We start from the raw sequence: 22,387 nt of genomic DNA, 5'->3' as shown, positions 1-22,387 counted from the left end.
GGAGCCTGTCCGAGAATGAATGACCGGCTGCAAACCCAGCTGTTTGGCTCATATTTCAGCTCCTTTTTGCCCCATAGCTACGGCTATGAGGCTGCAAATGAGCTAAAATCTGCCCTCAAACTTCTGGATTTTCGCTGCGGCCCTTATTCTCGGAAAGGCTCCTTGCACATTGTTGTACGCGCCCCGCGCACCCGAGCGGTAACGTTTACTGCCAAAGCGTTCGGACGCCGCCACGAAAAGATAGTCGCAGGCAAGTCAGCGGCACCATTGTCAGTGCAAAACGGTCAAAACCTGATCGTCCGTGCCACGGATCACCGGATGTTGTTCGCGTCCAAATTGACGTCGGGCCTGATAACCCACTTCGGTTGTCAGGTAAGCTTTTAGTTCCCCCAGAGTCACCTGCCCGTCACGATTTCCAAAACGCTGTGTGTCTGCCGCACCGGTAACTCCTTCAAGAAAATGGCGGGTGAAAAGTCCGTGACCGGTGGTCGCATCCCACGACGCCACTTCAGCCGGGCCAGCGGCACTCAGCACTGTCCCCGCAGGCAACACCTGCCGTGGCTCAACGACCCGCAGTGAAATCGACGAGGCACTTTTGACCAACGGACCGGCACCGGAATCACCGGAAAAGCAGGCATCGAGAATCAACGTGACATTTTCCACCGGCAGCCTGGCCAGATTTTGATAGAGGGCCTCCAGCGGATAACCATTCAACTCCACCGCCGCCGGATCGGCATCGACCGGCAACAGATAACCCTTGCCGTCGTTGAGTCCGGGGGCGCCATGTCCCGAATAATAGACAAAGACTTCGGACTCACCGGGGCGCACCCAGTTGTAGAGCTTGCCCCGTGGATTGGTGGCTGAGCCGAAGACCGCGATCATCTCAGCCTGCGAGGCGTCGCGCAGGTCAAGAATGTTCCCTGCGCGATAGCCGAGACTGTCCACAACATAGGAACGTATTGCGTTGGCGTCATTGTGGGCAAAATCAACATTGGGCACCCCTTTGCCCCGCGACTGGTAATCGCGATTGCCGATCACAACCGCGACCGCGTCCGGTCGTTGTTGGACCGCGGCAGGGAAGTCCCATTTTCGGGCAACCGCGAGAGCAGCGCTCGCCGGAGCAGCATCAACCTGCGCTTGCGCCGTTTCCGTCGCCGGCTGCGCCGCAGCGACCTTCCCCCCCAGATAGGCGAGTGAGGCAAAAGCCCGCACCAGCGGTTCATCATCGTTTCTGGCGACATCCTTGAGCAGTGTCGCGACCTCTTCATTCATCTGCACCCCTGCACAGCCGAACGCCACAAGCATAAACACTCCGCTGAGCGCCACGTGCAGCAGCTTTTTCATCGCTCACTCCGAGCGTCCGCCGCCGCGCTGGTGGCAAGTAGTTGACGAGCGGCGGCGGCGATTCGTTCCGGCGTAAATCCGAAGTGGGTCATCAGTTTTTCTGCCGGCGCGCTGGCACCGAAACTGTTCATCGCGATGATGGTGCCGTCCAGGCCGACAAAACGCTCCCAGCCAAACGGTGACGCTGCCTCGACTGCCACCCGCAGACGACATGCTGGAGGCAACACGCTATCGCGATAGCTCGCCGGCTGCGCCGCAAACAGCTCCCAGCATGGCACCGCCACAACGCGCGTCGCGATCCCTTCAGCTTCAAGCAGATCGCGCGCCGCCAGGGTCGGGTGCACTTCGGAACCGGTTGCAAGGAGAATGACCTGCAGCGCGCCGCTCTCCGGAGCAAGGACATAGCCACCGTTGAGGAGTTGTTCCGCACTGTTGGCGGCGTTCCGTTCCAGCGTCGGCAACCCCTGGCGACTGAGGATCAGCGCTGTCGGGCCGTCGCGCCGTTCGATCGCCGCCCGCCAGGCAACAGCGGTTTCGTTGGCATCGGCGGGACGAATGACATGCAGCTGCGGAATGGAGCGCAACAGCGCCAGCTGTTCGATCGGCTGATGGGTCGGGCCGTCCTCGCCCAGACCGATCGAATCATGTGTAAACACATAAATCGGTGCCAGTCCCATCAGTGCCGCGAGACGGATTGCCGGTTTCATATAATCGGCGAAAACCAGGAAGGTGCCACCGTAGGGGATCACGCCTGGCGTATGCGCCAGTCCGTTGAGGATTGCCCCCATCGCGTGCTCGCGAATGCCGAAGTGGATATTGCGCCCCGCCTGTTCCGGACTAAAATCCGCCAGTCCCTTGAGGGCGGTGTTGTTCGACGGACCGAGATCGGCAGAACCCCCGAGCAACAGCGGCAACTGCCCGGCGAGCTGATTAAGGGTCGTGCCACTCGCCTGACGGGTGGCCAACGCTCCGGCATCAGAAGAAAATTGCGGATAGGTGAGCCCGGTGACCGGCGGATTCAAACGGCTGGCAAGGTCGAGCCCTTTCTGCGCAGCCAGCTGATTCCAGTCAGACTCCAGCGCCGCGCCGTTGACCGTGATCGCGGCACAGTGTGCGTAAACATCGTCCGGTACCGCGAAGCTTGCCTTCGGATCACGGCCAAAGGCCTTTTTAACCAGCGCCACTTCGTCCGCGCCGAGCGGCGCGCCGTGAGCTGCGGCGGTATCCTGCTTATGCGGCGAGCCTTGCCCGATATGGGTGCGCGCAATAATCAGTGACGGGCGTGGATCCGTTCTGGCACGCGTCAGCGCGGCGTCGATTTCCAACAGGTTTTCCCCCTCGACACGCTCTACATGCCAGCCATAGGCCAGATAACGGGTGGCCACTTCCTCGCTAAACGCCAGATCGGTTGCCCCCTCTATGGTGATGCGGTTATCGAGGTAGACGGCAATCAGATTCCCCAGCCGCAGATGACCGGCAAGGGAACCGGCCTCCGCGGTCACCCCCTCCATCAGATCGCCGTCAGAACAAACGGTGTAAATACGATAATCAAACAGTTCGGCATCGATCGATTCAGCCAGAAAGCGCCCCCCCATCGCCATCCCGGTGGCCACCGCCAACCCCTGCCCGAGCGGTCCGGTCGTTGTTTCCACCCCTGGCGTATGGAGAAATTCGGGGTGCCCGGCGGTCTTTGAGCCGAATTGACGAAACGCCTTGAGATCGTCAAGCGACAGGTCATACCCGGCCAGATGCAAGGTGCTGTAGAGGAGTGCCGAGGCATGGCCGCACGAAAGAATAAAGCGATCACGCCCCGCCCAATCAGGATTGGCGGGATTGTGCCGCAGGTGATGACGATAGAGCAGATAAACAATCGGCGCTGCTTCCAGCGGCGTGCCAGGGTGACCGGACCGGGCTTTTTCCACGGCGTCAATCGACAACAGGCGCAAGGTATCAACCGTCCGCCGCGCGGCAGCCGGATCAAGGGGGGGCATCGACATAAACAAACTCCTTCGCAACTAGGGTTAGATCAATATTGAAGCAGGGTTGAACAGCGATTGCAAGCAGCACATGGAGAAGATTATACCCGAACTTTTTACTGACACTCCGGCATATCGCGACAATAACCGCAGTGATCGACCAACACCGCCAACTGGTGCGCGCGATCCCCGCCCCAGCGAAACAGCAACCGTTCGGCGAGGGTTGCGCCGGACTGTGCCAATTGATAAAAAGCTTCAAGGTAATGCCACTCGTCATGCTGATGAGCTTTGCCGCAACGCGGCGCGGCGTGTTGGCGACGCAAACCGTCACGCGCCAGATCGAGTAAATCGAGCGACACTTCCCGCAATGTGCGGCTGCCGAACGGAGTACGCAAGCCGTCGCGCCAGGCTTGACGCGTTACGGCAGGATAGTCGTCACGTGCAACAACGGCAAGGATTCGTTTCGCTGCGTCGCGAGCTTCCGCATCATAAAGCAGCCCCTTGAGAAAGGCGCAGGGGGCCATGCAATATTCCAGCGGCAGGCTGTCGGGAGAACGAATTTCGATCTGCGGGCGCAATCGCGCTTCGGGGAACAGGGTCGAGAGATGCATGTCCCAGTCCCCCAGCGTGGCGCGCTGGCCGCTAAATCCTTCCCGCAGGTAACGACGAAAAGTGAAACGCTCACGGGTCAGGTCAAGATAGCGCCCGGCGCGATAAATAAAATACATCGGGACATCAAGGGCCAATTCGACATAGGCGGCAAAACCGGCCACCTCATTCCACAACGGCAGCAACAGTCCGGTGCGATCGGGATCGGTGCGCGACCAGATTTCCCCCCGCGTGGAGAGAAAGCCGCTCGGTTTGCCGTCGAGCAGCGGCGAATTGGCAAAAAGCGCATAAAGCACCGGTGCCAGCGCCAGAGACAGGCGCAGTTTGGCAAAACAGTCGGCTTCATCGGTAAAATCGAGATTGACCTGCAAGCCGCTGGTTTGCTTCATCATCCGCTGCCCCATGTCGCCGGTGCGGGTCATGTACGGGCCCATGATTGAGTAACGCGCTTTCGGTACCCACGAAATTTGCTCCAGAGTGCTGAACGGTTGCACCCCGAGGCCGAGGAAGAGCAGGCCCAATTCCCTGCCAAGCTCAACCAGGCGGCAGGCATGGCAGATGACCTCGCCGCGACTGCAATGAACATCGGGACAGATGCGCCCGGACAGTTCCAGTTGCCCTCCCGGTTCGAGCGTAATCGACGAACCATTGCCGGTCAGCGCGATCAGCTGCCCCTGCTCATGAACTTGGTGCCAGTGACTGTCCAGCGCCAGCCGCTTCAGGAGTGCCTCAATCCGGTCATAACTTGCAGCCTCGCCGGTTTGCGCATCGACCACCAGTTTTTCAACTTCGGCGCCGATCATCAACTGATCAGCGGGACGCGCTCCGGCGGCCAGATAGGCGCACAGCTGATCGGTCGCCGTGATCGGTTGTGCAAGGTCGCTCTTGATGATAGTCGTCATACGTGGCTGGACTCCAGGTTAAGCAGAAACGGCTGACCAGGGGCCAGCCGTTTGTTCTCAGGAGTTGAGATAAACCGTGATATTTTCCGCGAGGGTATCAAAAACACGGGTGAACTCGGCTTCATCCCGTTCCAGCAGGGTGACGCGGAACCCTTGCTCCGCCGTACAGAAGGAAGAAAGCGGCACGGTACAGATCCCCGTTGAAGCGAGCAACGAATAGACAAAACGTTTGTCGTGCGAAATCCCCGGCTGACACAACAGCCCTTCCACCAGTTCACGCACTTCTTCGCTGACAATCGGTAACGTCTGCCGGTCGTTAAGTCCCCCCTCTTTAAAAACCACACTCATATAGAATGCCCCGTTGGTGCGATTCACCTTGATCCCAGGGACGTTTTTGAGACGCTCATAGGCGATATTTGAAAAACGCTCGTAACGTGTCACCCGTTCGCGCAGATAGTGGGAATACTCGGGATGACTGAGCAGTTGCGGAATGGCCTTCTGCGGCAGGGTTGTCGAACACACCTCGACCATCTTCGAGTTGAGAATGCTCTTCACGTACAGATCAAACATCGGATCTTTATCCGCATTGTAAACTTCAATCCAGCCGCAACGCGAACCAGGCCACGGTACTTCCTTGCTGATCCCCTTCATCGCGATCGCCGGCACATCCCCGATCAGATCGGAAATTGGTTTGGTCGACTGCCCGTTATAAACGATGTTGTGGTAAATCTCATCGGCGATAATGAACAGATCGAACTCCTTGGCAATGGCAACCACTTCCTTGAGAATCCGTTCGGGGTAAACCGCTCCGGTCGGGTTGTCCGGGTTGATGATCAGAATCGCCACGATCGCCGGATTGTATTTAATCGACAGGCGCAGGTCATCCATGTCTGGATACCAGTTATTGTCCGGGTCGAGACGGTACGACACCGGGCGCTGTCCGGCGTGGGCAGCCTCGGCAGACGAATGGGTCGAATAGGTCGGCGAGGGACCGATGACACGGGCCTCGCGGCGCAAGAAACCGTAGACCTTCTGGATCGCATCACCGAGTCCGTTGAAAAAGATGATATCTTCCGCGGTAATATGGGCCTTGCCACGGCGATTGGTCATCTCGGCAAGAAACTCGCGGGTCTCCAGCACCCCCTTGGTGGCACAGTAACCGTAGCTGCAATCTTTCATGGCCAGATCGGCGACGATCTTTTTCATCCACGCGGGAATCTTTTCTCCCTTGGCGATCGGATCGCCGATATTTTCCATATTGGTTTTGATGCCGAGTTTTTTTAATTTGTCTGCGATATCGACAATCGCACGGATTTCGTAAGTAAGTTCGCCGGCACCGATATGAACGATATTGTTACGCATGATCTTTCCCCTGGTGATCAGCCGGATACGCCCCGGCCCGAATCAAAAAGGCCATGGGATAACCCATGGCCTTAGTTATTTTCAACGTACGCAGGCGGACGTTCAGGCAACGGGCAAACGTAGCGGTCGGACCGATGCGGCCGCCGCGCGAAACGCTCGCGCTACCCTTGTTGCCTGCTTCAATTTCTGTTCCAGCTTGCGCATGATAACCTGCTCCGTCAAGGTAACACTCTGTTAGCATAGCGGAAAACAGTTGTCAATCATTTCGACCGAGTAACGAAAATTTTCGGTAAGATCAGGCCGACAACAAGATCCGCACCATCCCCAGCAACCGTGGCTTGTCAGCCTTGGAGATGTAGGCGGCGCAACCATGACGGCGGGCCTCCTCCTTGGTGATCTTCTCGGAAGTCAGCATGATCACCGGAGTAAAACGGTTCTGCCGGTTTTTATCACGCACGTAGGCAGCAACTTCAAAGCCATCCATCCCCGGCATGTTGAGATCAGTAATAACCAGGTCGAAGAGGTTGCTGAAGCAAATATCGTCGCGAACCGGTTCTTCCAGGATTTCAATCGCTTCTTCGCCGGACAGGGCCGTTACAACCTCATACTCATTTTCAAAATCGCCGGTCAGTTGCGCCAGAACCGTGGGGCTGTCATCAACGATCAGGATTCTTTTCATCAAGGGTGGACTCGCTGACGGTTAGGGAGAAAAAATATACTATTTACCAAAATAGCGACATCAATCTATCACGCCGCAGGAACATCAACAAGTGAAAGTAAAAAAGTACATCGCTCGTAATGGTTGCCCGGCGGAAATTATTTGGCCAGCGCCTTGTCCACATCATTTGTCTTGCCGATTAAAATCAGGACATCACTCCCCTTGATCATATAGGTCGGAGGGGGGGCGGGGATGAATCGATCGGTCAAAACATCCTTGATAGCGATAACGGTAACCTCAAATTTTTTGCGCAGATCCAGTTCGACCAGGGTCTTGCCGATAAATTGTGGTGGCGGTTCAGTTTCTGACAGGGAATATTCTTCCGCCAGCGGAATAAACTCCAGAACATTGGGGCTGGACATGGTGTGCGCGATCCGTTGCGCCATATCTTTTTCGGGATAGATGACATCGGTTGCCCCGACCCGTTCGAGGATTCTGCCATGGTCCTCGTTGAGGGCCTTGACGAAAATACGCTTCACCTTGAGTTCTTTGAGATAAAGGGTAATCAGCGTCGACAGGTGGGAGCGGTCACCGGTGGACACGACCACAGCATCCATCTCGTGGACCCCTTGCGCAGCCAGAAACTCCTTGTTCGCCGCCTCACCGAGAATCGCATAGGCGCAGATATCCTTGACCCCCTGCACCTTATCTTTGTCGGAGTCGATGGCCACCACCTCGTGGCCATCCGCGTTGAGCGTTTCGACCACATGGAAACCAAAGTTACCCAGGCCGATCACACAAAACTTTTTCTTCATCGTCGCTATCCTTCTCAATTTCAGCCGATCATGATGTTTTCTTCTGCATAGCGCGGCGCGAAACGTTGGGTGCGTCCGGCGATGGCAAAGGCCATGGTCAACAAGCCGACCCTGCCAACAAACATCAACAGAATGATAATGATCTTGCCCGCTGCATTCAACTTGGCGGTCGCCCCGATCGACAGACCAACCGTACCGAACGCCGAAAATGTTTCAAACAGGTAATTTAAAAATTCCCGCTGCCCCTCGTGAGCCAGATCGGGCGCCTGGACAATCAATAAACCGAACAACGCCAGGGCGACCAGGATAATCGCCAGAATCACCAGGGCCAGTGCTTTGGTGATGGCGTCGTCGGGAAGGGTGCGCCGAAACAGACTGGTGTGCGGATTACCTTTGAGGCGGCTGTAAAAAATCGCAAAGAACAACGCCAGGCTGGTCGTCTTCACCCCCCCGCCAGCGGAACCGGGAGACGCGCCGATAAACATCAGAAAAATTATCAAAAACAGCGTCGGCACCCGAAAAGCGCTGAGGTCAATCGTATTGAACCCGGCGGTTCTGGCTGTCACCGACTGGAACAGTGCCGTCCAGCTCCCTTCCGCAACAGACATCCCGGCCAAGGCATTGTCCGCTTCAAGCGCGCCGATGACGATCGCGCCATAGACGATCAAAAAAGTCGTCGTCACCAGAACAATTCTGGTGTGAAGGGAGAATTTAATTTTTTTTGTTTTTCCATTTATTCGCGCCTGTCCCACCTGGAGCAGTTCCCGAATAACCAGAAAACCGATCCCCCCCAGGATAATCAGCACCATGATCGTCGCGTTGACCAGACCGTTGGCGCGATAACCCACCAGACTGTCAGAAAAAAGTGAAAAACCGGCGTTGCAAAATGCCGAAATCGAATGAAAGGTGGCACTGTAAAGCCCCGGCCAGAAACCGAGTTGCGGGATAAAGGTCGAGGACAGCAGCAGCGCTCCGACCGCCTCGATCACCAGCGTCAGCACAATAATATCCCTGATCAGTTCCCGCCAGGAGCTGATCGGCGAAGGCATCAACGTCTCATTGATAATCCAGCGTCCCCGCGCACTGACGCCAACCCGCAGATAGATAAACAGGTAAACCGAAAAGGTCATGATCCCCAGCCCGCCGATCTGGATCAGCAACAGAACGACGCTTTGTCCAAACAGGCTGAGCCGCGTGCCGGTATCGACTACAATCAGGCCGGTGACGCACTGCGCCGAGGTGGCGGTGAACAGGGCATCGAGAAAGATCAACGGATCGCCGTTGGTCGCTGCCGGGGTTGCCAGCAGGATCGCCCCGACCAGAATGGAGGTAGCATAATAGAAGATTAAAGCCTGGGCAGGGGAAAATTTTTTCAACCTGCCCAGCAGCGCAAAACTCTGCATGTTGCCAATAAACCCTTCACTGCATGACACAACCGAACGGGTGCTGGTTACTAAGCAAAAAGCTAATCAACTTCAACCTGATTTTTCAGGTCGCCCAGCGTACGCCTGGTTAACAAATTTGGCAAGTCTCGCCATAGCTTGATGACGCCCCGGAAAAGAACAAAAAACTCCAGTCGACCGAGCAGCATGCCGGCAATCTGCACCCACAACAGCCCGTCAGGAGCTGTCGGCGATGTCACCCCGACAGAAAGACCGACCGTACCGAGCGCACTGGCAAACTCGAACAGGCTGTCTGCCAGGGGATATCCGTAAGCCGCCAGAGCACAGCCGCCGGCCAACCAGGTGAGGAGATAAAGAGCGATGTACATGACCGCTTTGCTCAAGGTTCTTGCCGAGAGAAAACGCTGACTGTCACCGATCCAGACCCTTTGTTCGGAACAGCTTCCAGGCGGCAGAAAGATTTCGTGGAACTCTTTTCTGATCCCCTTGAACAGCAGATAAAGACGGTGCTGCTTGATCCCGCCCGCCGTTGAGCCGGTGCCACCCCCGATCAACATCAGCACAATGAGGACCAGCCAGCCAAGGCTGTTCCAGCCCTCAAACCCGGTCGTCGCATAGCCGGTGGTAGTGAGCGCACTGACCGCCTGAAAAATTGCAACCCGCAGCGGCTGATCGGCCTGCAGCAGGACGCCGCACAGCAGGATTCCGCCGGTCAACAGGATCAGCCCCGCAGTCATGCGCACTTCACCGTTGCGCAGCACGGCCCACCACCGCCCCCGCCAGAGGGCATATCCGGTCATAAAATTCGTCGCCCCGAAGACCATCAACACCATGATGATCGCCTCGATCACGGGACTGTTCCAGAAGCGGATCGACTCGATTTGCGTTGAAAACCCTCCCGTGGAAACCGCGCAACAGGCATGGTTAACCGCATCAAACCAGTTCATCCCGGCAAGTTTGAGGGCCACAATCCCCCCCAGCAGATAAACGCTATAGAGGATCAACACCAACCGGGCCGATTGCCGCACCTGTGGAACCAGCTGTTCCGAACGCCCCTCCGCCATACTTAAAACCACACCTGCCGGACCGGTAATGGCACTCAGCATCAGAATGGCCAGACCGGCACCACCGCTCAGCTGCATGAGACTGCGAAAAAACAACAGCAGCAGCGAGGTACTGCGCACATCGACAACGGAAAGTCCGGTAGTCGTCCAACCGCTGGTCGATTCAAACACGGCATGCGTGACATCATGACCGGCCCAGACAAAAGGCACGGCACCGCCGATAATCGCCGTGCACCAGGTGATCATTACGACAACAGCGCCATCGGCATGCGTAACGACGGCATCTGGCTGAGGGCGAAACGCGACGTAAAGTAGCGTCCCGCAAAGGACCAGGCTGCATCCGGGGAGCAGAAAGCCCGGCACCAGCCACATTTCGGCGGGGTAGCAACCGAGCAACAGGAGGGGCGTAAGAATGATCAGGCCCAGCAGGATGAAGAGATAACCGCTATAGCCGCACAGGGTGCGATAGCGCCCGCGCAGGTAGTTCCGGTAGCGCAGGTCGTTCATTTGGCATCGTCTCCGACCAGGCTGCGCACCGCTTTATCCATGCTCTCTTCCGTGGCAATGAGGATCAACCGGTCGCCCCCATGCAGCTGACTCTCCCCCTTGGGGATCAACACCTTTCCGGAGCGAATAATCCCGCCGATGAGCACCTCCCCCGGCAGAGTGAGCGACATGATGGTCTCCCCGGCTGCGGGCGAATCTTCACGCAGCACAATTTCGGCAACAGAAACGTGTCCCTCGGCGACCGAAATCAATTTTCCGATCTCTTCGAACCCCGCCTGTTCTTCGAGAATAACCGACATAATCCGGGTCGTGGAAATAGCGACAGACACCTTGAGCTGGCGGAAAACCTCTTCGTTTTCCGGGTCATTGACCAAAGCGATGGTGCGCGGAACCTGATATATCTGACTGGCAATCTGGCACACGACCAGATTATCCTCGTCGTTCGGTGTCAGTGCCAGGACTACATCGGCTCGCCAGGCACCGGCCCCCTCGAGGATACCCGGATCGGTGGCGTCACCAACCAGAACCGGTTGATTGAGACGCTGCGAGAGTTCGCGTGCCTCTTCAGGCGACGTGGTGACGATCTGCACGGCAAACTGTTTGCGGGAAAATTGCCGGGCCAGGTAGTAAAGAATGCGCCCGCCGCCGACCAGAATGACCCTCATGACACCTCGCTGTGCTCTTTGACCAGGTGCAGAAATTCGCGCGCGGTCAAGCTGGTCGGACTGATCGTTTCGATGCCGAGGCGGCGATAGAGAGTTTCGTGCTTCGGATCGTAGACCCGGGCGATGACTTGAGGCACATCAAAAACGGTTCTGCCCACCTGGGCGACCATCAAGTTGAGTGTGTCCTTCTCCGTCACTGCCAGCAGACAACTGGCCACGTCCAAACCGGCTGCGCGCAGCACATCATGTTCGACCGCGTCACCGGAGACCTGAAAACCACTGAACCCGGCATCAAGGAGCACAAAAGCAGCAGGGTCGCGATCGATCACCACAACGCGGCTGCCGTGCTGACTGAAATGACTGGCCAGCATCGCGCCCAGCCGACCGCAGCCGACAATGACGATGTTGTCGCCTGATCGTCCTGAGCGCGTTGCCAGTTTATCCGTAGCAGGCTGTTGAATGTTCATCGACCGGACCTCCACCATAAAGCTGTACTACAAGTTGAAGCACGCTTTATGGGTGTGTCAATCGATGTCGGTAATTATTCCGGACAGATAAGGGTGCGCAGCGTGCTCCGATCGCGGTCGATGCAATCGTTTCCCTGTTGCAAAACCTGCCGGTCACAAGTATGATGTAGCGCTGAAACATTCACCCACACTTTGTCAAAGGGAGACTATCATGCCGCTGAAATCAATAATCCTGACCCTGACCATCGTTATCTTCTCTGTGGCGTTGGCCTGTGCTGTTCCCGCCGGTCGCCAACTCGAATTCACCAAAAGTGCTATGGGAAAAGTCATCTTCGACGGCAAACAGCACAACGCTGTCGCTAAAGGCTGCACGGAATGTCATAACAAGGACACCTTCCCGAAAATGAAACAGGGAACGGTCGAGATCAAGATGGACGCCATTTATGCCGGCAAGCTCTGCGGCATCTGCCACAACGGCGAGCGCGCTTTCAACGCCAAGGGCAACTGCATCAAATGTCATAAACGTTAGACCGGCACCTGCGTTTCGAACGACAACGGGTAGAGTGCGCGAGGAACGAGCCGCGACCTTATCCTGTGGTCGGTGAACCCGGCATGGTCTGTGGAAGGTGATCGAACAGCACCTTGTAGGGGCACCCCTTGCGGGTGCCCGCCTTGCCGATGGGCACCCGCAAGGGGTGCCCCTACAAATCGCCTTCGCCATCCTCGATCATCCCTGGGTCGATGCGGCGGTACGCATTGCCATGACCGTCGGGCGAGTGGCGCGGAATGAAGACGTGGGAACTCTGGTCACGGTGACCGATTAGCGGGGAGGAGACGGGGAAGGAGTTTTTGTCGAACTGTCCACGCAGCGGGGGATTCTGCATGCGGATCTGACGGCGGGGGCAAATGTAGTTGGCTGTGAGCCATTACTGGCAAACGCAGAGATTGAAAACCGTGGAATACAGCTGATCGGGACAGGTTTCGTTGTAACACCAGAAGAGGGCAAGCAACGCGGTCTTGGTCGCATTCCCGGCTTGGAAGCCCACATTCGCCCCTACCTGAACGGGCGAGATCTAACCGCCACGTCGCGTGGGGTGATGGTAATTGACCTGTTCGGTCTCGGTGCAAATGAGGCTAGAAAGCTTTTTCCCGAGGTCTTTCAGTGGGTCATGGAACGAGTTAAGCCGGAACGTGACCAGAACTCTCGCGCAACTTACCGGGAAAATTGGTGGCAACTCGGTGAGAACCAACCGCGAATGCGTGAAAGCTTTGTCGGGCTCAATCGTTTCATTGCAACAATTCTTACCGCCAAGCACCGTATTTTCACGTTTCTTGACAGTTTCGTACTTCCCGACCAAGGTCTTGTTTGCATCGCCAGCGATGACACCTTTCACCTCGGCGTTCTTTCCAGCCACATCCACGTCGTTTGGGCACTGGCGGCTGGAGGAAATCTGGGTGTCGGCAACGATCCCCGCTACAACAAGACTCGCTGCTTTGAACCCTTCCTGTTCCCCGCCGCCAGCGACGAGCAAAAGCAGACCATCCGCAACCTCGCCGAGCAGCTCGACGCCCACCGCAAACGCCAGCAGGGCTTGCATCCCGACCTGACCCTGACCGGCATGTACAACGTGCTGGAGAAGTTGCGGGAGACCGAAATCCCCCCCCCACCCCCCTTTGACAAAGGGGGGTGGGGGGGGATTTTAACCGCCAAAGAAAAAACGATCCACGAACAAGGGTTGGTCGCCATCCTCAAGCAGCTTCACGACGAACTCGACGCCGCCGTCTTTGCCGCCTACGGCTGGCCCGCCACCCTCAACGACGCCGAAATCCTCGAAAAGGTCGTCGCCCTCAACCGCGAACGCGCACGAGAAGAAGAGCAAGGCCTGATCCGCTGGCTGCGTCCCGAATACCAGCAGCCACACGGCGCTCAGATCACCATTCAAGACGACTTTAACCTCGGCGAAGAGGCCGTTAAAATCGCCCCCAAAGCCAAACTTCTCTGGCCCAAAACCCTTCCCGAGCAGGTGCAAGCCGTCCGCGCCGCCCTCGCCAGCGCCGCCGCCCCGATCACCGCCGAAACCCTCGCCCGCACCTTCCAGCGCGCCCGCGCCGACAAGGTTGGTGAGTTGCTCGAAACTTTGGCAGCGCTGGGGCAGGTACGGGAGGTAGAACCGGGGAGCTTTGTGGTGTAAATCGTCGTCGGGTTAGCGAAGCGTAACCCGACGACCAGCTTTGTGAAAATATAAGGGGAGGTCAAATGGCGAACAAGACCAGATCCGAAATCCAAACAGGAAATAGCCGCTCATTTTTATCTTGCTTTTCTGTAACCACTCATGGTAGAAAGACCAATCAAAGTAAGTTTGTGTAGATTTTTTGTCGCCCATCAGACTGACAAGGTGTCAGTTTGGACCCAAAACACAGACCCGGCTGGGTGTGTGTTTTTCATTTTGGGCGGTCGGCGTCTGCACAACAAAAAAAGTTCTCAAAAAGAGAACGTGGAGAAAAAAGATGGCAGAAGGTACAGTAAAGTGGTTTAACGACGCAAAAGGTTTTGGTTTTATCGAGCAGGACAATGGACCCGATGTGTTCGTTCATTTTTCCGAAATCCAAGGCGATGGCTTCAAATCTCTCGTTGAGGGAGACCGCGTGACTTTTGATGTCACTCAAGGTCAAAAAGGTCCGCAGTCGGCCAACGTGCGCAAAATCTAAGAGATTTCGCATATATGTAAAAAGAGCCCCACGGATTTTCGTGGGGCTCTTTTTTACTTGCCCCGCCCCACCCCGTTCACAACGCCAAACTCTGGAAACTTTCCACCTGAAAGGGATTATCACATGGCAAGAAAACCCAACTATGGTTTTGAAAAACGTCAGAAAGAGATTGCTAAAAAGGCCAAAAAAGAAGAAAAGAAAATGCGCAAAGTCGAAGACAGCATTATCGAGGATGCTGAACTGGCTGCCAGCGAATCTCCCGTCACCGAACAGGAAAAAGAGTAACCAGAACTTTTCCACCCTCCTTGCTTATTGTCAACATCGGCACAATCCGTTGTCTTTCCTGAAACAACCGTGACCGCATGGCGGAGCAGGACCCTTGCACCAAAAAGGGGCGAATGTTCCCCGCGAAGGGAAAGCAATCCGCCCACCACACCGCCGATTTCCCACTACCAAACCGATCACAGTCGTGTTATCATCTACCATTAATCACATAACGTCGTTTTACCGATACTTTCCTATCTTGAAAGAATTTGAATATATTCAGGATTAATGGTATCTTTTACGCAGATTTCCGGGCTGCTGCAAACAGCTTCTCGCCCAAAATTTTCCTGGATCAATGGCGACGCACATGAGTGTTATCAAGCAACTTCAAGAGACCGAACCATTCAACCAGCTTCCGCAAGAGGTGTTTGCACAGATACGCGCAGCCGCACAACTGGAGGTTTTCCCCAAAGGGATCAACATCTTCAGCCAGAACGCCAAACCGACCGGGTTTCTTTACGTTATCAAAGGGGGGTTGGTCGAAGTCATCGTCCATACTCCCGGAGGTGGGGACATGGTCGTCGATTACCGGCGTGAAGGCGACATTTTCGGTGGCACGCCCATTTTTACCGGCGAGCCCTATACCGGCGGCGCCCGCACCGTGAAGGCGACCGAGTGTTATCTGATCCCTGAAAGCATTCTCCAGCAGGTCAGCAAGAACCATCCACAACTGCGCGACTACTTCACCCGCATGGTTCTCTCGCGCGTCAAGAACCTTTACTCCGATATCGTCACAGAACACAGCCGTAAAGCACTCACCCAGATGGAGGCCTTTCCGTTTCAGAAGCGCCTCTCGGAGATCATGTCGGCCCCGGTCGAAACGTGTGGTTCCGGTACCACCGGTGAACAGATTGCCATACAAATGGTGCAAAAAAATGTTGGCTCGGTGGTGGTGGTTGACGAATACAACGCCCCGATCGGGATTGTCACCGAACGTGATCTGATCGTTAAAGTGATTGCAACCGAAAAAATCGACCGCAAGACGATTCAGGCTCACGAGTTGATGAGTGAGCACATTTATTCAATGCCCCCGGACAGCTTTATGTATGAAGCCATGTCATACATGATCGGTCACCGCATTAAATATCTGCCGATCGTAGACCGCGATGAAATCGTCGGCATCGTCACCCAGCGCGATCTGATGCGCTTTCGCAGTCAAAAAGCGATGCTGTTGGTCGGCGCGATCAACGAAACCAATGACATTGCCACGCTGGCGCACATTAAAATCGAAATCGCTACCGTTGCCCAAGGACTGCTGTTGGAAACCCGCAGTACTCCGGAAGTGCTGGAAATAATCTCCTATATCCACCACGGTATCATCCGCCGTGTCTACGACCTGTGCCATGCTGAAATGCTTGCCGAGGGCTACCAGCAGCCTGACATCCGCTTCGCCTTCATGATCATGGGCAGTGGCGGACGTCGCGAAATGCTCCTCGGACCGGATCAGGACAATGCCTTTATCTACGAGGATGTCCCGGACGAACGCATGGCGGAGATCGACGCCTTCTTCGTTCCTTTCGCTGACAAGCTTGTCACTGCGCTGGAAAAGGTCGGCTATCCCTTATGTAATGGCGAAGTCATGGCCAACAACCCCGAATGGCGCGGGCGAATCAGCGACTGGCACAACCGGATCCACAAGTGGGTAAACGCTCCGGAACCGCAGCGGGTGAGAAACTCATCGATTTTCTTTGATTTCACCGTCCTGGCCGGAGACAGCAAGCTGGTCACGGACCTGCGAACGATCGTCAATCTGACCATTCGTCAATTTCCGGCGTTTCTTTTCCACATGATGTCGCTCGACCTGAGCTTCAAGGTCCCCATCGGTCTGTTGGGGAGATTTATTCTCGATAAAACAGAAAAACACAAAGGGCATATTTCTGTGAAGCAGGGAGGAAGTATCTATATCGTCGACTGCGTGCGCATGTTTGCCCTTGAGCACGAACTGACTGAGTTGACCACCCTTGATCGACTGACGGCACTGGTAAAGCGCAATGTGTTCGCCCCGGAAACGGCCGAACACATCCGCGCGGCGCTCGAAGCCCTCAACTTTCTGCGTCTGCGCAATGAAATTACACTGGCACAGGAAGGCAAAATCCCGACCCACTTCCTCGACCCCTACGCGCTGTCGAAACCGGAGCAGGATCTGCTCAAGGAAGCGCTTCACGCCGTCAGCAAATTGCAGGATTCAACCAAGCGCCATTTCGGTCGCGGCCAGATGGGGTAAATTTGCTCTTTTCTCCCTTGATAATGATAATATCCCGCCATGCCTGAACCACACCCATCCCTGTCGACACTCGGCTGGGACCATTTTTTTCAGCAACAGCTAACTCGCCAGGAACTGGCAGAGACTGTCCCCGTGCGCGTCTTCGCCGCCCAGGGAAATAGTGTCGATGTCGTCGGGGCGGCGGAACGACGTCTGCTCTCGCTGCCAGGTCGGTGGAAAACCCTCCCCCCCGAGGATCGTCCGACCGTCGGTGACTGGCTGTTGCTGGGCAGCGATGGCCAGCCCGCTCGACTGCTCGACCGCAAAAGCGTCTTCTGTCGCAACGCCGCCGGTCAGGATACGCGGGTGCAACTGCTGGCAGCAAATGTCGACACCCTCTTTATCGTTTCCTCGTGCAATCGCGATTTTAACCCTTCACGCCTGGAACGTTATCTGGCGCTGGCGCTGGAAGCCGGAGTCGAACCGGTCATGGTCCTGACCAAGGTTGATCTGATCGATGATCCCTCGGCATTCGTCATTCAGGCGCGCCAGTTGCGACCCGGCTTGCTGGTCGAGACGATCAACAGCAAAGACCCCGCTTCGGCAGACATTCTTCGTCGCTGGTGCGGTGTTGGCCGTACCGTGGCGCTGGTCGGCTCTTCCGGCGTCGGCAAATCAACCCTGATCAATACCTTGCTTGCCGAAACAGTGCAGGAAACCGCGGCAATCCGCGCAGATGACTCCAGGGGGCGTCACACCACCACCGCTCGCACCCTCCATCTGCTCCCCGGCGGAGGGCTGCTCCTTGACAGTCCCGGCATGCGCGAGCTGCAACTTGGTGATTGTGAAAATGGCATCGCCTCCCTCTTTGCAGAAATCGCGCAGGTTGCTCGGCGCTGTCGATTCAGCGACTGTCGCCACCAAGGGGACCCCGGTTGTGCGGTGCAGCTGGCGGTTGACGCGAATGAACTCGATCCGCGCCGACTGAGTAATTACCTGAAGCTGCTGAACGAGCAGGATCGCAACGCTGAAACATTGGTTGACAAACACCGTCGCAAAAAGGATTTTGGAAAATCCTACAAAAAATCGATGGCGGCCAAACTTGACGAGCGCAGCCGCTACTGAACCATGCCGATCCAAAAACTCCCCTGGTCGATCGATAAAACACCACTGATGCTCGCGCCGATGCAAGGGCTCACCAATCGTGCACTGCGTGCCCTGTTTGCGGAGCAGTATGCTCCCGATACCCTTTTTACCGAATTCATCCGGGTCGGGCCGACGGAACGCAAGCAGATCAAAAAGGGTGATTTGAATGCAATCTGTGCTCAGGAGAACGGTATTCCCCTGGTCGTGCAACTGATCGGTCATGGCCGCGAGACACTCGTCAGTGCTGCCCAAGCGGCACAACAGGCCGGGGCGGTACATCTCAATCTCAATCTCGGCTGTCCTTACGGGCGCATGACCAGCGGGCTGACCGGCGGCAAGATGTTGCAACGCCCCGAGCTGCTGAATGAAATCCTGCCCGCCTTGCGCGAAGTCATCGCCGGAACGTTTTCGGTCAAGGTCCGCGCCGGCTACGATCGACCGGAACAGATTTTTGACCTGTTGCCCCTCTTCGAACGCAGTGCTCTGGATTTTCTGGTGCTGCATCCGCGCACCGTTGTGCAGCAGTACAGCGGTGCGGCGGACCACGGCCTGACTGCCGAGGTGGTGCGCCGAACCTCCATTCCGGTGATCACCAACGGTGATATCCGCACCGCCGCAAACGGGCGGCGCATCCTTGCAGAAACCGGCGCGACCGGCTTGATGCTTGGTCGCGGGGCTATTGCCGACCCCTGGCTGTTTGCTCGGTTGCGCGGGGAAACAGCGGATATTGCCTCAGCGCAGGAACGGGCTGACCAGCTGCGTGGTTATCTGCGCCAGTTATTTGAACGCTACCAGCAGTTGTACTGTGGCGAGAAACAAGTTCTCGATCGGATTAAAAATGTGTTTTTATGTCTTGATGACAGGGAATTCATTGAGGACTTCAAAATGTTGAAACGCTGCCGGACGAGCAGCGAATTTCTGCGCCAGGTCGACGCGCTGCGCCGCTGAAACAGCTCAGCGCACCCTGGTCTGTTGAACAAAGTCAAATGCTGTAATCTTTTGCGCCAGTTCCAGCAGATCGCAGGAATATCGTTTGCAACGAATGTGGTAATCGATCGTTGTGGTGCCGACCGACCGATCCTGAGCAAAACCAACCTTAAGCACACTGATCTGACGTTCAGAGAAGAACGCCTCCAGCGCCGTCGTGGCCGCGCCCAACGGCGGATCGCAAACCACCGTAACCGAGTAGTAATGGTCAATGGCAAGATGGCGGCTCAGGTTTTTCAGAATGGCCAGGGTCAACAGTGAGATCAGGGCGCCACTGAAGGCCAGCTGATAAAGTCCCGCACCGCAGGCCATACCGATCCCGGCCCCTACCCACAAAGTTGCCGCCGTTGTCAGGCCACGAACATTCTGCTTTTCCTTGATGATCACCCCCGCTCCGAGAAAACCGATACCGGTAATGATCTGTGCCGCTACTCTGGCAGGATCGATCCGCAGGACACTTTCGCTGCCAAGGCCAGCATACTTGAGATAGTAATGTTCGGAAACAATCATCATCAGCGCCGCACCGACGCAGACCAACAAGTTGGTACGCAGGCCGGCACTGCGTCCGCTGCGTTCACGTTCGTAGCCAAGGAGCGCCCCGACAAGGACCGCGCTTCCCAGGCGCAACAGAATTTCTACATCGAATGTCGACAGAAATGGCACGACAGTCCCTTTCAAGTGGTACTAGCTCACCGGAGGTAGATATTCATGGACTTTGGCGACCAGGCTTTCGGGGGTAAAAGGCTTTTGCAGATAGCCGTCAGCCCCCGCTTGTAGCGCCAGTGCCCGCAACTCCTCCTCCGGTTTGGTCGAAATCAGAATCACCGGAATGTCGCGACTCTGTTTGCGCCGCTTCAGTGCCATGACCTTGCGATCACCGGTCATCAACGGCATAACAACATCGAGGAAAATCAAGTCGGGAGGGTCCTGCGCATAGATCAGCTCATTAGAGTAAACGGTGGTATCGGAGATTGAGACACGAAACCCCGCACCGGTAAGAAAATCTTTGGCGATCGTCAACAACAAAAGATCATCATCAATAACAACAATATGCCTGGCCATCACCATCGATCCCTTTCTTCGGCAGCATAAAACCAGATAAAATTAACCGATATCCCCGGAGAAGGCAAGCAGTGGATTAATCCCCATCCTGAAGAATCGCGCCTGAACTGATTTCGAAAAGTGATATTTCCGGTGGCGACAGCCACCGTAACGGTGGTCCCCAGGTACCGGTCCCGCGACTGGCATAAAGATATCCCCCTGCCTCCAGGGCGGTCAGCCCGTCCTGGAGGGGGTAGGCCAGCCCCGTCAACAGGTTGAAAGGAAAAATCTGGCCCCGATGTGTATGCCCGGAAAGTTGCAAATCGAAACGTCCGGGAGTGTCGGGATCGATCGCGGGGCGATGTTTGAGGAACAGGATATACGGTGTTGCGGGGAGGTTCGCCAACAGTTGCGCTGCGTTGATCGGCGCTTGCAGCGCGGGATCATCAATGCCGACAACCGTCAGATATTCATTGACGGCAACCGCCTGTTGACGCAACAGTGTAAAGCCGCTCTTTTCTAAAAAAGCGCTGCTTTGTTCGCGTCCGGCATACATTTCGTGGTTGCCGTTCACGGCAAACTTGCCCAGAGGCGGGTTGATGGAACGCCACAACTCGCTCAGGCCATCGAGATGATTGATGCGGGCATCGACCATATCACCGGTCACCACCAGCAGATCGGGACGCAGCGATTGCAGTCGCGCAATCACCGGTTGAAGAACCGCTTCACGATTGATCAACCCCAGATGCAGGTCGGAGACTTGCGCGATGCGGATCGTGGCGGCGGCAACCGGGAGTTTATGACTGCTCAGACGAATCGTTTCAACGCGCAGGTCGCGAGCCTCAAAGAGGCCATAGCCCGCAATCACGACAGTGATCAGCAAAACCAGCCGCGCGCTGTGCCTGTTGCATAAGTCAACCTGAGCGAAAGCAGGCTTGAAGCGCGCCGTCGCCAACAAGATCATTTCGCCAATGCCCAATCCGGCAAAAGCGCTGAACGCCAGAAAGAGCAGCCCCATCCAGATATAACCGAGCCAGGCGGCAAGCCGTGCGGCCGATTCAAAACCGCCGTGTTCCAGTAACCAGGTTATCAGCGGTGTAAACAACATCACCACCATCCAGCCAACGACGAGCCGCGAGCGGGTCGAGCCTGGCGGCAGCAACGGTCGGATACCACGCAACACCAGCAGATGCATCAGGGAGTAAATAAACAAAAAAACCAGTAAAAACCAGGGCACGGCATATTCCAGAGAGCTTGTCCCCCGTATCGACGCTGACGTTCAGGGGGAACGCAAGAGATCAGTTGCGATGTTCGTCAATTTCGGCGGCGGTGAGCACCGGCATTTTCTGCAATCGCTTGTAATAAAAATTCTGTCCGTAAAGTACCGCAGCCGGGTTATGTCCGGTGACGCGATCCTTGACCACCAGGGTGGTGGTTGGCGCGTCAGAGTATTTGTTAAACAGCATGTCGTGCCCGACACAAAGACCGACAATGATGTTCATGTCGGTTCCCGCCTGGTTGAGCAGCTCGGCCTGGGCGATTGGATTGCAGGCGGGTTCAAAACTCCCCGGACGCACCTTGTCCTCCTCCTTCAGCTGGAGCGACAGTTTGTCGATACTTCCGGCCTTGCAGCACACCGACAACACCTCAAACCCCTGGGCAATGAGGATATCGGTGAGTCGCTGCGTTTCATCAAGCAAGCCCACACACGTACCGATGCCAATCCGCGAAAAGCCCATCAACTTGGCCAGCGCAATGGTATCTTCAACCCGCGTCCAGCGGGCATTCACTGCGTCGGAACCGGGGACCGGCTGATAGCAAAGCCCCTCCACCTTCGCCGCAACACGCGCCAGCCGCGCATCAAAGTCATCTCCGGTGTATTTTTGAAACGCCGCCTCAATGAGCTCCGTTTCGCTCCCGGACGGGCAATACCCTGGGCGCGCCGGGCCCTGGCCGGGAGGACTCCAGCAATGGGTACTTCCCTGCTTACTCCAGACGTCCGCGCAATCCGCGCAGATCAATTTGTTCTTCGTTTTATTGGGCATCAGATTCTCCTCCCTGTCGGGAACTCGTTGAAGATATTATGAACCAGGCATGCTGTCGTTACAAGCGCGTCAGGTTCACCGCATAATGCTCGGCGTTGTCAGGCAAGTAAAATTAAAAAGCCCCGCATCCGAAAATGCGGGGCTTTTACTGATTGTTCAC

At 56.2% G+C, this 22,387-nt stretch carries 23 protein-coding genes; 8 read left to right on the top strand and 15 right to left on the bottom strand.

Going from position 1 to position 22,387, the window contains the following annotated elements; translation table 11 throughout:
- Positions 1–270: 270 nt before the first annotated feature.
- From K0A93_09605 to K0A93_09555, 11 genes are all read right to left on the bottom strand, one after another.
- Complete coding sequence (locus K0A93_09605) at positions 271–1,344, bottom strand: caspase family protein (protein MBW6512347.1); 1,074 nt, start codon at positions 1,342–1,344, stop codon at positions 271–273.
- On the bottom strand, positions 1,341–3,341 hold the full coding sequence (gene tkt / locus K0A93_09600; protein MBW6512346.1) for a transketolase: 2,001 nt from the start codon (positions 3,339–3,341) through the stop codon (positions 1,341–1,343). Before tkt ends, K0A93_09605 begins: the two co-directional genes overlap by 4 nt.
- A gap of 95 nt (positions 3,342–3,436) precedes the next feature.
- Complete coding sequence (locus tag K0A93_09595) at positions 3,437–4,831, bottom strand: gamma-glutamylcysteine synthetase (GenBank protein MBW6512345.1); 1,395 nt, start codon at positions 4,829–4,831, stop codon at positions 3,437–3,439.
- Positions 4,832–4,888: 57 nt separating this feature from the next.
- Positions 4,889–6,193: a pyridoxal phosphate-dependent aminotransferase gene (locus tag K0A93_09590; GenBank protein MBW6512344.1), complete on the bottom strand. Its 1,305-nt coding sequence runs from the start codon at positions 6,191–6,193 to the stop codon at positions 4,889–4,891.
- Positions 6,186–6,434 carry a hypothetical protein gene (locus K0A93_09585; protein ID MBW6512343.1) on the bottom strand — a complete coding sequence of 83 codons (249 nt, stop codon included), beginning with the start codon at positions 6,432–6,434 and terminating at the stop codon, positions 6,186–6,188. The genes K0A93_09590 and K0A93_09585 overlap by 8 nt, the downstream gene beginning before the upstream one ends.
- 54 nt (positions 6,435–6,488) lie before the next feature.
- Positions 6,489–6,872, bottom strand: a complete 384-nt coding sequence (locus K0A93_09580) for a response regulator (protein MBW6512342.1) — start codon at positions 6,870–6,872, stop codon at positions 6,489–6,491.
- A gap of 137 nt (positions 6,873–7,009) precedes the next feature.
- Entirely contained in the window at positions 7,010–7,666 is a 657-nt protein-coding gene (locus K0A93_09575; protein MBW6512341.1) for a TrkA family potassium uptake protein, read from the bottom strand.
- A 20-nt stretch (positions 7,667–7,686) separates the two neighbouring features.
- Complete coding sequence (locus K0A93_09570) at positions 7,687–9,069, bottom strand: TrkH family potassium uptake protein (protein ID MBW6512340.1); 1,383 nt, start codon at positions 9,067–9,069, stop codon at positions 7,687–7,689.
- 62 nt (positions 9,070–9,131) lie between these two features.
- Positions 9,132–10,640: a TrkH family potassium uptake protein gene (locus K0A93_09565; GenBank protein ID MBW6512339.1), complete on the bottom strand. Its 1,509-nt coding sequence runs from the start codon at positions 10,638–10,640 to the stop codon at positions 9,132–9,134.
- Positions 10,637–11,305 (bottom strand): NAD-binding protein, encoded by a 669-nt coding sequence (locus tag K0A93_09560; protein MBW6512338.1) that lies wholly within the window; start codon positions 11,303–11,305, stop codon positions 10,637–10,639. Before K0A93_09560 ends, K0A93_09565 begins: the two co-directional genes overlap by 4 nt.
- Complete coding sequence (locus K0A93_09555; protein MBW6512337.1) at positions 11,302–11,772, bottom strand: TrkA family potassium uptake protein; 471 nt, start codon at positions 11,770–11,772, stop codon at positions 11,302–11,304. Before K0A93_09555 ends, K0A93_09560 begins: the two co-directional genes overlap by 4 nt.
- A 211-nt stretch (positions 11,773–11,983) precedes the next feature.
- Here K0A93_09555 and K0A93_09550 point away from each other — a divergent pair, with 211 nt between their 5' ends.
- The 8 genes from K0A93_09550 to K0A93_09515 all read left to right on the top strand — a co-directional run bounded on the left by K0A93_09550 (position 11,984) and on the right by K0A93_09515 (position 19,102).
- A complete protein-coding gene (locus K0A93_09550) occupies positions 11,984–12,301 on the top strand; it encodes a cytochrome C (GenBank protein ID MBW6512336.1) in 318 nt (105 codons plus the stop codon).
- Positions 12,302–12,398: 97 nt separating this feature from the next.
- Complete coding sequence (locus tag K0A93_09545) at positions 12,399–12,596, top strand: hypothetical protein (GenBank protein ID MBW6512335.1); 198 nt, start codon at positions 12,399–12,401, stop codon at positions 12,594–12,596.
- A 1,152-nt stretch (positions 12,597–13,748) separates the two neighbouring features.
- On the top strand, positions 13,749–13,964 hold the full coding sequence (locus K0A93_09540) for a hypothetical protein (GenBank protein ID MBW6512334.1): 216 nt from the start codon (positions 13,749–13,751) through the stop codon (positions 13,962–13,964).
- A 316-nt stretch (positions 13,965–14,280) separates the two neighbouring features.
- Positions 14,281–14,481, top strand: coding sequence for a cold-shock protein (locus tag K0A93_09535; protein ID MBW6512333.1), 201 nt, complete (start codon positions 14,281–14,283; stop codon positions 14,479–14,481).
- Between the two features lie 123 nt (positions 14,482–14,604).
- Positions 14,605–14,766, top strand: coding sequence for a hypothetical protein (locus tag K0A93_09530; GenBank protein ID MBW6512332.1), 162 nt, complete (start codon positions 14,605–14,607; stop codon positions 14,764–14,766).
- Between the two features lie 346 nt (positions 14,767–15,112).
- The gene (locus K0A93_09525; GenBank protein MBW6512331.1) at positions 15,113–17,029 is read left to right on the top strand and encodes a CBS domain-containing protein; all 1,917 of its coding nucleotides are present in this window, start codon (positions 15,113–15,115) and stop codon (positions 17,027–17,029) included.
- Between the two features lie 39 nt (positions 17,030–17,068).
- Entirely contained in the window at positions 17,069–18,133 is a 1,065-nt protein-coding gene (gene rsgA / locus K0A93_09520; protein MBW6512330.1) for a ribosome small subunit-dependent GTPase A, read from the top strand.
- Between the two features lie 48 nt (positions 18,134–18,181).
- A complete protein-coding gene (locus K0A93_09515; GenBank protein MBW6512329.1) occupies positions 18,182–19,102 on the top strand; it encodes a tRNA-dihydrouridine synthase family protein in 921 nt (306 codons plus the stop codon).
- Positions 19,103–19,108: 6 nt separating this feature from the next.
- Here the strand turns inward: K0A93_09515 and K0A93_09510 are convergent, their stop codons facing one another.
- The 4 genes from K0A93_09510 to K0A93_09495 form a co-directional block, all read right to left on the bottom strand.
- A complete protein-coding gene (locus K0A93_09510) occupies positions 19,109–19,804 on the bottom strand; it encodes an MgtC/SapB family protein (GenBank protein ID MBW6512328.1) in 696 nt (231 codons plus the stop codon).
- A 21-nt stretch (positions 19,805–19,825) separates the two neighbouring features.
- Positions 19,826–20,206, bottom strand: coding sequence for a response regulator (locus tag K0A93_09505; GenBank protein MBW6512327.1), 381 nt, complete (start codon positions 20,204–20,206; stop codon positions 19,826–19,828).
- Positions 20,207–20,279: 73 nt separating this feature from the next.
- On the bottom strand, positions 20,280–21,419 hold the full coding sequence (locus tag K0A93_09500) for a metallophosphoesterase (protein ID MBW6512326.1): 1,140 nt from the start codon (positions 21,417–21,419) through the stop codon (positions 20,280–20,282).
- A 61-nt stretch (positions 21,420–21,480) separates the two neighbouring features.
- Positions 21,481–22,227, bottom strand: coding sequence for a DUF1847 domain-containing protein (locus K0A93_09495; GenBank protein MBW6512325.1), 747 nt, complete (start codon positions 22,225–22,227; stop codon positions 21,481–21,483).
- Positions 22,228–22,387: the final 160 nt, after the last annotated feature.

This window comes from Desulfuromonadaceae bacterium (assembly GCA_019429445.1).
In the GTDB taxonomy this organism is placed as follows: Bacteria; Desulfobacterota; Desulfuromonadia; order Desulfuromonadales; family JAHYIW01; genus JAHYIW01.
Note: the sequence above shows the minus strand (reverse complement) of the source record. Positions and strands in the feature narration are given on the sequence as shown.